This is a genomic window from Methylolobus aquaticus (assembly GCF_054172105.1).
Window position 1 is genome coordinate 235,019 of sequence record NZ_JBSYXP010000001.1, and the last position, 14,781, is coordinate 249,799.

11 protein-coding genes are annotated in these 14,781 nt (G+C 62.5%); 7 read left to right on the top strand and 4 right to left on the bottom strand.

What is annotated here, in order from left to right; all coding sequences use genetic code 11:
- Positions 1–6: 6 nt before the first annotated feature.
- From ACW73L_RS01085 to gltB, 3 genes are all read right to left on the bottom strand, one after another.
- Positions 7–1,464 (bottom strand): TrkH family potassium uptake protein, encoded by a 1,458-nt coding sequence (locus ACW73L_RS01085; RefSeq protein ID WP_498919466.1) that lies wholly within the window; start codon positions 1,462–1,464, stop codon positions 7–9.
- A 237-nt stretch (positions 1,465–1,701) separates the two neighbouring features.
- Positions 1,702–3,141 carry a glutamate synthase subunit beta gene (locus ACW73L_RS01090; protein ID WP_498919468.1) on the bottom strand — a complete coding sequence of 480 codons (1,440 nt, stop codon included), beginning with the start codon at positions 3,139–3,141 and terminating at the stop codon, positions 1,702–1,704.
- A gap of 115 nt (positions 3,142–3,256) precedes the next feature.
- The gene (gene gltB, locus ACW73L_RS01095; RefSeq protein ID WP_498919469.1) at positions 3,257–7,885 is read right to left on the bottom strand and encodes a glutamate synthase large subunit; all 4,629 of its coding nucleotides are present in this window, start codon (positions 7,883–7,885) and stop codon (positions 3,257–3,259) included.
- A gap of 284 nt (positions 7,886–8,169) precedes the next feature.
- Here gltB and ACW73L_RS01100 point away from each other — a divergent pair, with 284 nt between their 5' ends.
- Both ACW73L_RS01100 and ACW73L_RS01105 read left to right on the top strand, forming a co-directional pair.
- Complete coding sequence (locus ACW73L_RS01100; RefSeq protein ID WP_498919471.1) at positions 8,170–9,387, top strand: FAD-dependent monooxygenase; 1,218 nt, start codon at positions 8,170–8,172, stop codon at positions 9,385–9,387.
- A gap of 38 nt (positions 9,388–9,425) precedes the next feature.
- Positions 9,426–10,973, top strand: coding sequence for a long-chain-fatty-acid--CoA ligase (locus ACW73L_RS01105; protein ID WP_498919473.1), 1,548 nt, complete (start codon positions 9,426–9,428; stop codon positions 10,971–10,973).
- 5 nt (positions 10,974–10,978) lie between these two features.
- Here ACW73L_RS01105 and ACW73L_RS01110 read toward each other — a convergent pair whose 3' ends face one another.
- Positions 10,979–12,508: a beta-barrel assembly-enhancing protease gene (locus ACW73L_RS01110; protein WP_498919475.1), complete on the bottom strand. Its 1,530-nt coding sequence runs from the start codon at positions 12,506–12,508 to the stop codon at positions 10,979–10,981.
- A gap of 65 nt (positions 12,509–12,573) precedes the next feature.
- Here ACW73L_RS01110 and tusD point away from each other — a divergent pair, with 65 nt between their 5' ends.
- From tusD to ACW73L_RS01135, 5 genes are all read left to right on the top strand, one after another.
- On the top strand, positions 12,574–12,942 hold the full coding sequence (gene tusD / locus ACW73L_RS01115; protein ID WP_498919478.1) for a sulfurtransferase complex subunit TusD: 369 nt from the start codon (positions 12,574–12,576) through the stop codon (positions 12,940–12,942).
- A complete protein-coding gene (locus tag ACW73L_RS01120) occupies positions 12,939–13,301 on the top strand; it encodes a DsrE family protein (protein WP_498919479.1) in 363 nt (120 codons plus the stop codon). The genes tusD and ACW73L_RS01120 overlap by 4 nt, the downstream gene beginning before the upstream one ends.
- The gene (locus tag ACW73L_RS01125) at positions 13,301–13,609 is read left to right on the top strand and encodes a DsrH/TusB family sulfur relay protein (protein WP_498919480.1); all 309 of its coding nucleotides are present in this window, start codon (positions 13,301–13,303) and stop codon (positions 13,607–13,609) included. Before ACW73L_RS01120 ends, ACW73L_RS01125 begins: the two co-directional genes overlap by 1 nt.
- A gap of 3 nt (positions 13,610–13,612) precedes the next feature.
- The gene (locus ACW73L_RS01130) at positions 13,613–13,942 is read left to right on the top strand and encodes a TusE/DsrC/DsvC family sulfur relay protein (RefSeq protein ID WP_498919481.1); all 330 of its coding nucleotides are present in this window, start codon (positions 13,613–13,615) and stop codon (positions 13,940–13,942) included.
- Between the two features lie 138 nt (positions 13,943–14,080).
- Positions 14,081–14,749 (top strand): DUF2076 domain-containing protein, encoded by a 669-nt coding sequence (locus ACW73L_RS01135; protein WP_498919483.1) that lies wholly within the window; start codon positions 14,081–14,083, stop codon positions 14,747–14,749.
- The last annotated feature ends 32 nt before the right edge of the window (positions 14,750–14,781 follow it).

The following is a 14,781-nucleotide window of genomic DNA, read 5'->3' on the forward strand; positions in this document are numbered from 1 at the left end:
ACGACGTCACTTTCGCCAGAAAGTCGGCGTGAAGATAATGAGGGCGGTGAACACCTCGATGCGTCCGAGGAACATGCTGAGGGCACAGATCCAGGTCTGGAAGTCCGTGAGGATCGCATAGTTCGTCGCAGGGCCAACCTTGTTGAGCCCAGGACCTGCGTTGTTGATGCAGGCCAGGATGGCGGAAAAGGCCGACTCCAGGTCCAGGCCGCTGACGATCAGGAGCAGCGTCAAGATCACGATGCTCATGAAATAGACGAAAATGAAGCCGAGAACGGACAGTATGATGTTCTCGGAAATCACCATGTGCCCCAGCTTCAACGGATTTACCGAGGACGGGTGCGTCAGCAGGAACATCTGCAACTGGCTCTGCTTCAGCAGAATCAAAGTCCGCATCATCTTGATTCCGCCTCCGGTGGAGCCGGTGCTGACGCTGATGCAACTCAGGAACAGCATCCAGAGCGGCGCGAAGATGGGCCACTGGTTGAAGTCGGTACTCACTAGGCCGCAATCCGTCGCCATGGACACAAGGTTGAAGCTGGCGTACCTCAGCGCGGTCCAGACGCTGGCATAGGTCCCTTGCTGCCACAGGTAGATCGCGATGCCGGCGCAACTGCCCAAGACCAGGACCAGGAACGGTGTGACTTCGATGTCATGGCGGTAGGGATTCAGGTTGCGGGCATTGAAGGCCAGAAAGTGGGTGGCGAAGTTCATGCCCGCGATCAGCATGAAGAAGATCAGAACGAACTCGATGGCTGGCGAATCGAAATAACCGATGCCGGCATCGTGAGTCGAGAAGCCGCCGAGTCCCATCACCGAGAAGGCGTGGCAGACCGCATCCAGCCAGTTCATTCCCGCCAGCTTCAGAGAGAGCAAACAGGCCAAGGTGATCCCTGCATAGATCAGCCAGAGATTCTTGGCGGTCTCGGTGATGCGCGGTGTCAGCTTGCTATCCTTCATTGGTCCGGGCGTCTCGGCCATGAACATCTGGCGACCACCCACGCCCAGGACCGGCAGGATGGCAACCGCAAGGACGATGATGCCCATTCCGCCCAGCCAATTGAGCTCGTGACGCCAGAAGTTAACCGAGGCTGGCAATTGATCAAGGCCGGTCAACACTGTTGCGCCGGTGGTCGATAGGCCGGACATCGCCTCGAAATACGCGTCCGTAAAGGAAAGTCCCGGGATGGCAGACATCAACGGGTAAGTGGAGAATGCCGCGACTCCGGTCCACGCCATGACGACCAGCAGGAAGCCGTCCTTGGCCTTGAGTTCGCGTTCGAACGGCCGTCCGATGAGGTAGAAGATCAGCCCCGCGGTTGCAGTGACCGTCATGTCCTGCACGAAGTGGGAGGTCATGCCATCCCGATAGGCCAGCGACACGAGAATCGGCGGCAGGTCGGCGAGGCTGTAGACCAGCAACATCGCCCCGAATACACGGATCAGTGTCAGTGTGCGGGTCACGCCTTTGGGACCGCCAGTTGGGAAAGGCTGCGGAGGTACTTGCGCGCGGGATTCATCAGCTTCCGATTACGGCTCATCGCGGAGCGGCTTCGCCCGGGGAGGGCGGCTCCGGCGCGCCGCCATCATCGTCGGAACGCCGGTGACTCAAGTGAGGTCTGCTTCAGATGTGGCTGCGGGGCGGGTCCGACACTGCCAATCGGGCACCCGCTTTGCCTCCGGAAGCAGTTCAGCAACGGTTCAACGAGGCAGTTCCGAACGGCCCATCAGATACTCGTCGACTGCCCGGGCGGCTTGACGCCCCTCGCGTATTGCCCATACCACCAGCGATTGCCCGCGCCGCATGTCACCGGCGACGAAGACTTTGTCCAGCGTCGTGCGGTAGCTGAGCGTGTCAGCTTTGACGTTTCCGCGCTCATCGGTCGCGACCGCCAGTTCCTGAAGCAAGCCCTCATGTACGGGGTGAAGAAAGCCCATGGCCAACAGGACGAGATCGGCCTTCAGGGTGAACTCGCTCCCTGGAATCTCGTTCATGACCCAACGCCCGTTGTCCTGAACCCATTCCACCTTGGCGCACACCATGTGGGTCAGCCGGCCGTCTTCGCCTTCGAACCGCTTGGTGGCAATGCACCACATGCGCTCGCAGCCTTCCTCCTGAGAGGAAGAGGTCCGTAGCTTGTTCGGCCAGTTGGGCCAGGTGACGCTCTTGTCTTCCTTCTCCGGGGGCTTGGGCAGGATTTCGATCTGCGTGACCTTCGCCGCACCGTGGCGGATGGAGGTGCCGATACAGTCGGAGCCGGTATCGCCCCCGCCGATGACGACGACATGTTTGCCGGTGGCGAGAATGCCGATGTCGTCCGCTACGGTGTCGCCGGCGACGCGGCGGTTTTGCTGTGTCAGAAACTGCATGGCAAAGAACACGCCCCCGAGTTCACGGCCGGGAACGGGCAGGTCGCGTGGCTTCTCCGACCCGCCAGCGAGGACCACTGCATCGAAGTGATTGACAATGTTCTGGGCCGGGATGTCTTGGCCGACTGTGGTGTTGGGTCGGAAGATCACGCCTTCGGCCTGCATCTGGGCGATGCGGCGATCGATCAGGTGCTTTTCCATCTTGAAGTCCGGGATGCCGTAGCGCAACAAGCCGCCGATCCGGTCGGATTTCTCGAACACGACGACGTTATGGCCGGCGCGCGCGAGTTGTTGCGCGCAGGCGAGTCCGGACGGGCCCGAGCCGACCACGGCCACTCGCTTGCCGCTCCGGTGCTGCGGGATTTGTGGCTGCACCCAGCCATTCTCCCAGGCCTTATCGATGATCGAACATTCGATCGTCTTGATCGTGACCGGCTCATCGGTCAGGTTCAGCGTGCAGGACGCTTCGCACGGGGCGGGGCAGATCCGGCCGGTGAATTCCGGGAAATTGTTGGTGCTGTGCAATACCTCGATGGCTTCCTGCCAATTGCCCTGGTAAACGAGATCGTTCCAGTCCGGAATGATGTTGTTGATGGGACAGCCCTGGTGACAGTAGGGGATGCCGCAGTCCATGCAGCGTGCGCCCTGGCGGGAGATCTCCTCGTCGGTCAGTGGGACCGTGAACTCGCGGTAGTTGTTGACGCGATCCGCGACCAGCGTGTAGCGGCGGTCCTGCCGCATGATCTCCATAAAACCGGTGGGCTTACCCATCTGCTTGCTTACCTCTTGGCCCGGCGCTGGGGTCGGGCATTGTTGTCATGGTGGTCCGCAGGGGCGAGTTTCCACCCGCCCGAGGGGTCGGCATCGCTGCGCGATTTGGCGGCGGCTAGTGGTGCGCTTCGGAGCGCGCGCTGGACGCCTGCATGGTTTCCAGTGCACGGCGATAATCCACCGGCATGACTTTGATGAACTTGCCAGAGTAGACGGACCAATTGTCGAGAATCTCACGTGCCCGATGGCTACCGGTGTAGTGGAGATGTTTCTCGACCAGGGTGCGAATGCGCTGCAAGTCATTGCGGGTCATGTCGCGCAACAGGTCCACCAGGCCGTGCATTTCGAGATCGCCGCCCTGGTGCTCGGCCTTCTCGAGGGCGCTATCCTCGGCCAGGATCGGCTCGAGTTCCACCATCGCCAGATTGCAACGGGCGGCGAAGTCGCCATTCCCATCCAGCACGTAGGCCACGCCGCCGGACATCCCGGCCGCGAAGTTGCGCCCAGTTTCGCCGAGGACGATGACCACGCCACCGGTCATGTACTCGCAGCCATGGTCGCCGACGCCCTCCACGACGGCGATCGCCCCGGAATTGCGCACCGCAAAGCGCTCTCCGGCAACGCCGCGAAAGTAGCATTCGCCGCTGATCGCGCCGTACAGCACGGTGTTACCCACGATGATGTTCTCGTGTGGAACGATGGGGCACTCCTTTGGCGGATAGACGACCAGTCGTCCGCCCGATAGGCCCTTGCCGACGTAGTCGTTGGCTTCGCCCTCGAGTTCGATGGTTACGCCAGCCGCCAGGAAGGCGCCGAAACTTTGTCCTGCAATGCCTTTCGCCTTGATGTAGATCGTGTCGTCGGGCAGGCCGGCATGGCCGTAGCGCTTCGCGACCTCTCCGGACAACATGGCGCCCACTGTGCGGTTGAAATTGCGGATCTCGGTGCCGATCTGCACGGCCTGACGCTGCTCCAGGGCTGGCTTCGCCTGCGCAATCAACTGGTGATCCAGCGCCTGTTCCAGTCCGTGGTCCTGGTGCTCGCAATTGTAAATCGCGACATCCGGCCCAGCCGGCGGAGTGTAGAGCATCCGCGACAGGTCGATCTTCGATGCCTTCCATTGCGTGATCGCTTTCCGCATATCGAGGCGGTCCGAACGACCGATCATCTCGTCGACGCGGCGGAAGCCGAGCTTGGCCATCCACTGCCGCACTTCCTCGGCAATGAAGAAGAAGAAGTTGACGACATGTTCCGGCTGTCCGGAGAACCGTTTGCGCAGTTCGGGATCCTGCGTGGCGACGCCAACCGGGCAGGTATTCAGATGGCACTTGCGCATCATGATGCAGCCGGTGACGATCAGGGGTGCCGTCGCAAAACCGAACTCGTCGGCACCGAGCAGTGCCGCAATCACGACGTCGCGGCCGGTCCGCATGCCACCGTCGGCCTGAACCGAAATACGCCCGCGGAGGCGATTCAGTACCAGCGTCTGATGTGTTTCGGCCAAGCCGATTTCCCATGGCAGACCGGCGTGTTTGATCGAGGTGATCGGGCTGGCCCCGGTGCCTCCGTCGTAGCCGGCGATGGTGACGTGATCCGCATGGGCCTTGGCCACACCGGCGGCGACCGTACCGACACCAACTTCGGATACCAGTTTGACGCTGATGCGAGCAGCCGGATTCACGTTCTTCAGGTCGTGGATCAGCTGCGCCAAATCCTCGATCGAATAGATGTCGTGATGGGGTGGCGGCGAAATCAGGCCCACGCCCGGCGTCGAATGACGTACCTTGGCAATGACGGCGTCGACCTTGTGACCGGGCAACTGCCCGCCTTCGCCAGGCTTTGCCCCCTGGGAGACCTTGATTTGAATATCGTCGGCGTTCACGAGATATTCGGCGGTGACGCCAAATCGTCCCGACGCCACCTGCTTGATCGCCGAGCGCATGGAATCGCCGTTCGGCAGCGGTATGAACCGCTCGGGCAGCTCGCCGCCTTCACCGGTGTTCGACTTGCCGCCGATCCGGTTCATGGCGATGGCGAGGGTCGTATGCGCTTCATAAGAGATCGACCCGAACGACATCGCACCGGTCGCGAAACGCTTGACGATATCTTTGGCCGATTCGACTTCGTCCAGCGGGATCGGCTCCTTCGCCAGCTTGAAATCGAGCAAGCCGCGCAGCGTCAGCAGGCGTTCGTTCTGCTCGTTGATGCTTTTCGTGTACTCGACGTACTGGTTCCAGTCATTCTTGCGCGTCGCATGCTGCAGTTTGGAGATCGTGTCGGGCGTCCAGGCGTGGTCCTCGCCACGCACCCGATAGGCGAATTCTCCACCGACGTCGAGCGCGCCGCGGTAAAGCGGGGCATCGCTGAAGGCGAGGCGGTGTCGGCGCACGGTTTCTTCCGCGATCTCGATCAGACCCGCACCATCGGTTGTGCAGTCGGTGCCGGTGAAATACGCCGCCAGCAGTCCATCGCTCAGGCCGATCGCGTTGAAGATCTGCGCGCCGCAATAGGACTGATAGGTTGAGATACCCATCTTCGACATGATCTTCAACAGACCTTTGCCAATCGCTTTCGTGTAGCGCTTGTGGACCTCCTCTTCCGACATGGACTCGGGCAATTGACGGCGCAGATCCGATAGCGTGTCGAATGCGAGATAAGGATTCAAGGCCTCGGCCCCGTAGCCGGCCAATAACGCGAAATGATGCACCTCGCGTGCCTCGCCGGTTTCGACGACCAGTCCGGCCACGGTACGAAGCCCGGCGCGGATCAAGTGATGATGGACCGCGGAGGTGGCGAGTAGTGCCGGAATTGCGACATGCTCGGCATCCATCTGCCGATCCGACAGGATCAGGATGTTGTTGCCGTCCTCGACCGCGCGCTGCGCGCTCTCGCACAAGGCCCGCAGCGCCGGCTCCATGCCGGAGGCACCCGTTTCGGCGAGAAAACAGATGCTGAGCGTCTTGGTCTTGAACGCGCCGCCAGTCCGCGCCTCGATGCGCCGCACCTTCTCGAGGTCGCGGTTGCTGAGGATGGGTTGGTGCACCTCGAGCCGCATGTTGTTGCCGCCGGCGCCCAGCGCCAGCAAATTCGGGCGCGGCCCGATATGCGAGACCAGTGACATGACCAGTTCTTCACGAATCGGGTCGATGGCCGGGTTGGTGACCTGCGCGAAACCCTGCTTGAAGTAGTCGTAGAGCAATCGCGGGCGGTTCGACAGCACAGCCAGGGTCGCGTCGGTGCCCATCGACCCGACGGGTTCCTGCCCGCTGAGTGCCATCGGCCGGAAAAAGACCTTGATGTCCTCTTGGGTGTAACCGAAGGCTTGCTGGCGATCCAGCAGGGTCTTCGGGTCGGGAGGCATGGCTGCGACCTCGGGCGGAAGGTCCTCGAGATGGATCTGGGTTTGATCGAGCCAGCGCTGATAGGGCGCGCGCTCGGCGAGCGACGCCTTGATCTCCGCGTCGTCGATGATGCGGCCTTCCTCGGTGTCGATCAGGAACATCTTGCCGGGCTGCAGACGCCACTTTTTGATGATCTTGTGCTCGGGGACCGTTAGGACCCCCATCTCCGACGCCATGATCACGTAATCGTCATCGGTAATCAGGTAACGGGCCGGGCGCAGTCCGTTCCGATCCAGCGTGGCACCGATCTGTCGGCCATCGGTGAAGGCGACTGCCGCGGGGCCATCCCACGGCTCCATCAGCGCGGAGTAGTATTCGTAGAAAGCGCGTCGCTTCTGATCCATCAACGGGTTCCCCGCCCAGGCCTCGGGGATCAGCAGCATCATTGCATGCACCAGGCTATAGCCCCCGGCGACCAGCAGTTCCAGTGCGTTGTCGAAGCAGGCCGAGTCGGACTGGCCTTCGGCGATCAGCGGCCAGATTTTCTCCAGATCCTCGCCCAGCAACTCCGACGACATCGACTGACGGCGCGCCGCCATCCAGTTGATGTTACCTCGGATGGTATTGATCTCGCCGTTATGGGCGATCATCCGAAAGGGATGAGCGAGGTCCCAGGTCGGGAAGGTATTCGTCGAGAAGCGCTGGTGCACCAGCGCGAGGCCCGAGACCATCGTTTCATTTTGCAGATCCCGGTAATACACGCCGACCTGATCCGCCAGCAGCATGCCCTTGTAGACCAGTGTCCGGGATGAAAACGACGGGAAATAGAACATTGAGCCGTCGCTGAGGTTCAACTGCCGGACGGTGTTCTCGATCTGTTTCCGGATCACGAACAGCTTGCGCTCGAAAACGTTCTGGTCGGCGCAGTTCGTGCCCCGACCGATCAGGACCTGGCGGTTGACGGGTTCTACCGGCAGCACGCTCTTGCCCAGCGGACTGTTGTCGACTGGAACGTCACGCCATCCGAGCACGATCTGACCTTCCCGCCGGATGATTTCCTCGGTGATCTGCTCACAGGTCTTGCGGTTGGCAGCATCCTGCGGCAGGCACACCATCCCGATGCCGTAGTGGCCTGCGGGCGGCAGTTCGATCTTGAGCTTGGCACACTCGGCGCGGAGGAAAGCGTCCGGGATCTGCAATAGAATACCGGCGCCGTCGCCGGCGAGCGGGTCGGCACCGACCGCGCCCCGGTGGGTCAGATTGCGCAGTAACTCCAGGCCCTGCTGGATAATGTGATGACTCTTCTTCCCCTTGATGTGTGCGATGAATCCTACACCGCAGGCATCGTGTTCGTGACGGGGGTCGTAAAGCCCTTGCTTCGTCGGTAGCGCAAAATGACTCATGGATTTCCTCGAGTTGGCCGCTGCAGCATGCATCTCAAGCCCCCGGCTGTTGCCGAGTGGCCCTCACCCGCTGCCGCAGTCCGGCAGCGTTCCACCGCGTCAGGCGTTGCAGGAGGGCGGCGGATGAGGCTGTCGCCAAAGACAAAAATGGCTAGAAAGCATATGCGCTGGCTGTCGCGTTTTCAAGCCGGGGACTGTGTTCCTGGGGTAAAATTTGAATTCGACAAAATGAAAGCGATGGGCGAAGCGCGTTCCTGTGTGGAGCGCCGCCGATGGGGAACAAGATGACTCAAGAATATGATGTGGTGATCGTCGGCGGCGGTATGGTCGGCGCGACGCTGGCCTGTGCGCTGGGCGGAAGTTCGTTGCGCGTCGCCGTGGTCGAGGGTGAGCGGCCGCCGGCTTTTTCGGCCGAGCAACCGCGCGACGTGCGCGTGTCGGCCGTCAGCATTGCCTCCGCCAGCATCTTCAGCACGGTCGGTGCCTGGCGTGGCATCACCGAACGCCGCGCCTGTCCTTTTCGGCGTATGCGGGTCTGGGAAGAGCGGGGCGATGTGGAGTTTCGCAGTGAGGACATCAATGAATCCGTGCTTGGCTACATCGTCGAAAACCGGGTAATCCAGCTCGCTTTGCTCGACTGCATTCCGGCCTTCTCGAATGTCGAACTGTTCTGCCCGGCGAGCACCCGCGCAATCGACTACGACCCGCATGGTTCGACCGTGGCGCTCGACGACGGGCGGACGCTATCCTCCCGTTTGATGATTGCCGCCGACGGCGGTTTCTCACGGGTGCGTCAGGTTGCCGGGATGGGGGTCAGCCACTGGGACTACGAGCAGCAGGCGCTGGTGCTCACCGTCGAGACGGGTTACGGGCAGCAGGACATCACCTGGCAGCATTTCACCCCGACCGGGCCTCGCGCCTTCCTCCCTTTGACCGGGTCTTACGCTTCGCTGGTCTGGTACCACACGCCCGACGAGGTCAAGCGACTCAAGGCCTTGCCCGATGCCGAACTGCTCGCGGCCGTACACGCCGCGTTCCCTGACTGTCTCGGCGAAATCCGGAGCATCGTCGCGCGAGGCAGTTTTCCGCTGCGACGCCAGCATGCACTCAGCTATGTCAAGCCGGGGATCGCGCTGATCGGCGATGCGGCGCACATGATTCATCCGCTGGCGGGGCAGGGCGTCAACATCGGCTTGCTGGATGCCGCTGCGCTGGCCGAAGTGCTGGTCCGAGCGGCAAGCCAGCGTCGCGACATTGCGTCGATGGAGGTGCTGCGCGAGTACGAGCGCATGCGCCGTAGCGGCAATTTGATGATGATGACGGCAATGGATTTGTTCTACCGAGCCTTCGGCAATGAGAATGCACCGCTGAAGGTGGTGCGAAACCTGGGGCTTGGATTCGCGGAGCGCTTCGGACCCGCGAAGACTTACTTCATGCGCTACGCGATGGGGCTGGAGGGCAAGCTTCCGAAGCTGGCGCGCGGCCAGACCCTGCCGGTCTAGTTTTCGGGCTTCACAGGTCCCAATCACGCTGGTGCGCTATGTCCGACTCCCTGCGAGAAGCCTTTCAGAGCGTGGTCGAGCGTCACGGTGACGCGCCGGCCATCATCCTACCCGACCGGGACCCGCTCAGCTACGCGACCTTGAGCGACGGCTGCGGGGCTCTGGCCGCGACGCTCGCAACACGCGGGGTCGGCAAGGGCGACCGTGTCGGCCTGTACTGTCCCAACTGCCCCGAGTTCGCGGTCGCCTACCTGGGCATCGTGACAGCCGGTGCCGTCGTCGTTCCCTGCAACTTGCTGCTTTCGCACGAGGAACTCGCGTACATACTGAACGACTCCGCTGCCACGGCGCTTATCGTCCATCCGCAGCTGGCCGCTGCGGGTCGTCAGTTGATGGCGTCGGTTGCCAGTCTGCGTCTATGCATCAGTACGGGTGACGCAGAAGACGGTGCGCTCGCCTGGAGCGATGTGCTGGCCAGCAGGCAGGTTCCGACCGCGCTGCCGCCGCTGACTTCCGAGGACCTTGCCGCGATCCTCTACACCTCGGGGACTACGGGCCGGCCGAAGGGGGCGATGCTGAGTCACGGCAACCTGTTGGCCAACACGCGCAGCGTCCACGCGGCCATGCACTGGCGCCCGGGCGATGACGTCGTGCTGGTCGTGTTGCCCATGTTTCATGCGTTCGCGGCGACTGTCGGCCTGCTGACGCCGCTCACCTGCGGTTGCGCGCTGGTGCCGGTGCCAAAGTTCGACCCCGATCAGGTTGCGAGGGTCATTGAGGCGACGGGGGCGACCATTTTCCTGGGCGTGCCGAGCATGTTCACGATGTTTCTCAAGCTGAAGGAGGATCGTCGCAGCGGCTTGCGGTCGCTGAGCTTTTGCGTCTCGGGTGGTGCGGCCCTGCCGATGGCTGTGCTGGCCCAGTTCGAGGGGATGTTCGGGATACCCGTTTACGAAGGCGACGGCCCGACCGAATGTTCCCCGGTGACTTGCGTGAATCCGATTGGCGGCAAGGCCAAACCGGGCACCGTCGGGTTACCGGTGCCCGGCGTCGAGATGCGGATCCTGGATGAGGATGGCCACGAATTGCCGGACGGGGAGGTCGGCGAGATCGCCGTGCGCGGGGCGAATGTGTTCAAGGGCTACTGGAATCTGCCGGACGAAACCGCGGCCTCGTTTTCCGGCTCATGGTTCCTGACCGGCGACCTCGGCATGCGTGACGAAGACGGCTACTTCAGCATCGTCGACCGGAAGAAGGATCTGATCATCGTTAACGGCATGAACGTCTATCCGCGCATGATCGAGGAAGTCGTGCATCGACTGCCGCAGGTCCGGGAAGTGGCCGTGGTCGGCCAGCCACACCGTCTGCATGGGGAGATTCCCGCGGCCTTCGTGGCCCTGCACGAGCCCGGCTCGCTGACGGAGGCGGCGATTCGTGACTGGTGTCGCCAGCATCTCGGCCGGCATCAGGTGCCGCGCGAAATCGAAATTGTCGCAGCGCTGCCGCGGAACGCCGCCGGCAAGATTCTGAAACGGGAGTTGCGGCGTGCCGGCGAGGTCGAACGCGGGTTCGAACGACCGGACTGAGTCGCTCACTCTTCCTTGCGCCGGTCCATTTCTTCTTCGCGCAGTTCCTTCAGGCGTTCGTCGATCACCGCCGCCACGTAATGGTTGTCGCCGGCCGCGCGTCGCGCGAGAACCAGCTGCTGCATGGCGGCGCGGGTCTGACCCGAGGCGTAGTAATACTCCGCGACGAAACGGTGGGATTCGGCCTCCTGCCCGAGCTGCCCGTAGATCTCGGCCATCAACTCGTAAATGCCCGGGCCCGGCTTGTTGCGCAGCGTGTACTGCTGGAGCAGCTTTCGGGCCTGCTCCGGTTTGCGCGCCGTCAACGAAGTACGCACGTAATTAAGCATCATGGAACGGTAGTCCGGAAAGCGCTTGAGCCCGGCTTCGAAGGTTTGCTCGGCCGCAGCATAGTCCTTCGCCTCCATCTGCGATTCGCCCAGTGCGCTGACGAAGTACGGCTGGTCGGGGTATTTCCGGATTAGCTGGCGCAACAGGTCTTGCCCTTCTCGGGTCTGGAAGTTGCGGATCAGCGCGAGCGCCAGGCCGTAGCGGGCGACATCCTGTTGCTCGGTCGTTCCCTGGCCCTCGATGAGCTTGAAGTAGCTTACGGCATTCTTCGCGTCGCGCGTCGAGGCGACCCGTAGCTTGGCCCTGATCAACTGGTAAACGATCGAATCGGGATATTGGCGATAGGGGAAGCTGTCGGCACGGCCACGTGTATCGGAGATGCGTGAGGTCGTGACCGGGTGGGTCAGCAGGAATTCCGGCGCGGAGTGACCGGAGAAACGCGTGGATTGCTGCAATCGCTCGAAGAACGTCGGCATTCCGCGGGGATCGAAGGCCGATTTCGACAGGATCTGCATGCCGACCCGGTCGGCTTCCGCTTCGTTGTCGCGGGTGAAGTTGATCTGATGCTGTGCCATCGCTGCCTGCGTGGCCAGCAGCGCGGCCTGTCCGCCCTGCGCGGACTGCGAGCCGACCAGCATCGCCGCCAGCATGGCCGCGGCCATCGGCAGCGACAGTCGCGACGAGTCCTGGAAGGCCTGGAATAAATGGCGCTGCGTCACGTGCGCGATTTCGTGCGCCATGACCGATGCCAGTTCGCTTTCCGTTTCGGACGCCAGGATCAGGCCGGAATTCACCCCGATGAATCCGCCGGGCCCGGCGAAGGCGTTGATCTGGGCGCTGTTGACGATAAAGAAATGAAAGGGCTGCTCCGGCTTGTCGCTGTTGGTGGTCAGGCGCTGGCCGAGATTCTGGATGTAGTCCGTGGCCTCCGGGTCCTGGCTGATTTCGAGCTGAGCGTGGAGGTTGCGGTAGAAGGCCTCGCCGAGTTGTTGCTCCTGCAGCGGCGTGAAGCTCGTGCCGGTCGGATCGCCGATATCCGGCAACTGCAGATTCAGTGGTTCATCGGCGCGCGCCTGCGGAACGCAACAGAGCTGCGCTGCGAGCAGGGCGGACAGGATGAAGGGTCGGGATTTGATCATCGGCACCTGGGCCTGCGGGGCCTGGATCTTTCGCTGCTGAAGCGGCTGTCGCGGTACGGCTGCCATGGTGAAGGGGGGAAGGCAGGTCTGAAGACCTGTGCCGCCTCGATGGTATGCCTTAAAATTGGGCCATGCGGTATGCGATTCAAGTCAACGGTGCCCCTGAGACTTCCCTCGCCGCGGTGCATGCTCTACAGTTTATCAGAGCCGCCCTGGCGAAAGGCCATGAGATCTCACTGGTCTTTTTCTACTACGACGGAGTCTGCGCCGGCCTGCTGGCGGCCCACTCGCCGGCTGGATCGACCGCGGGCGAGTGGGCGGAATTGGCGGCCCGGCGCGGGCTCAGACTGATTTTGTGCGTATCGGCCGCGGAACGCCGCGGTCTCGACCCGTCAGGGTCCGGAGACGTCGCGCTGGCGCCGGGGTTCGTCACCGGCGGACTCGGGCAGTGGGTCGATGCCTGCGTTCGTGCGGACCGCTGCGTCGTGTTCGGCGCATGATGCCAGCGGCGCCCCAGTTCCTGTTCGTGATTCGGACTGGACCGGGCGACGGCTCCACGTTGGCGGAGACGCTCGACATGGTCTTCACCTTCGCGGCGTTCGATCAGCCGGTCCGTCTCGTTTTCCTTGACGACGGCGTAAGGCACCTGCTGTCGACACCGGCGTGCGCGTGTGATGAGCGGGCCCAGGCGATGCTGGGTGCGCTCGATCTGTACGATGTGCAGGAGGTTCTCGTGGGGGTAGAGTCGCTGCAGGCTCGCGGATTTTCGGAGCGCGATTGCCGGATTGCGGCGACGATGTTGGCCGAGGATCGGATTCCTCAGTTGATGGCACAACACGAACGGATACAGGTGGCCTGATGCGGGTGCTACATATCGTGGCGCAGGCGAGCCAGCCAGATGCGCCGCTTGCTCGGTGTCTGGCCAGCCTGAACCACGGCGATGCGCTGCTGCTGATAGACGGCGCTGCAGAGGCGGCACGGCGCGGACATGCCGACGCGGCGCGGCTGGAAACGCTGCCCGCGGACGTTGCGGTCTGCGTATTGGCTGAGCCCGCCAGCGCGGCGGGACAGACCGGATCGGAACTGATCCCCCGTGCCAAGTTGGTCGATTTTGCGGGCTTCGTCGATTTGACGGTCGTTTGCGATACCTCGGTTACCTGGTGTTGAACGATGCTTATGGTCGGTGTGCGGGAGATCGCGACCACGGACGACGGCTTTCTGCTCGATGCGTCTGACTGGGATACCGGCGTCGCTGCGGCGCTCGCCGCCGACGTGGCGATCGAATTGACCGACGCCCATTGGGAGATCATCCAGTTCATGCAGGATTATTACCAGCGTTACCGCCACCTGCCGAATATGCGGATGTTCGTCAAGGCGATCCAGAAGACCCTGGGCGACGATAAGGGTAACAGCCGTTATCTTCACCGATTGTTTCCGGACGGGCCGCTAAAGCTGGCGTGCCGGATCGGCGGTCTCCCTAAGCCGCCTTCCTGTATATGAAACGCGGGGCGGCACTCCGTGTTCGGGTGTTCAACTAGACCATGAATCCGGCGCCTCGGCCTCCGTGAGCTTGATTTTTCTCCTGTGCGCCCCAACGATGCGAGCCATCCCCAGCAGAACGTGTCAATCGGAGACCGTATGAATTCCCAAGAGCGCCAAGCTTTGTCCCGTTTTCTGGAGCAGTTGACGGAAGTGCGCCTGACAGACAAGGATCGCGACGCCGACTCCCTGATCCGGGAGGCGACCGCCCAACAGCCCGACGCGGCCTATCTGCTGGTGCAGCGGGCAATGCTGGTCGAGCAGGCATTGGATGCAGCCAAGGCGAGAATCACCGAACTGGAGCGGGCGCGACGCGCGGGACCCGTTGCCAGCGAGGACAGCTTCCTGGGTGGGCGCAATCCCTGGGCGCCTCAAGCCGAGCCGGCATCTGACCGTGCGGCGGTCCCGGGTGCCGGCCACTATCGCGTTCCTTCGTCGGGCCCCGTGGGCGTCACCGCCTCGCCGATGGCGGGTGGCGGCAGCTTTCTTGGCAATGTGGCCACAACGGCGGCCGGTGTCGTCGCCGGGTCGTTTTTGTTCCAGGGGCTCGAAGGCCTGCTCGGACACCATCACGGGATGGGTTCCTCATGGCTGGACCGGACGGGCGAGCAGTTGACGGAACAGACGGTCATTAACAACTACTACGGTACGGATAGCTCCGAGTTTGCGGATTCGCAGCAGTCGGAGCCTGAGGCAAGTCAATTTTTTGCCAACGACACCGACGACCCCTACATGGACGACGGTGCCAGTGATTCCGACTGGATCTGATCCTGCAGTTGCGGGATCCAGCTGTCGGGGCG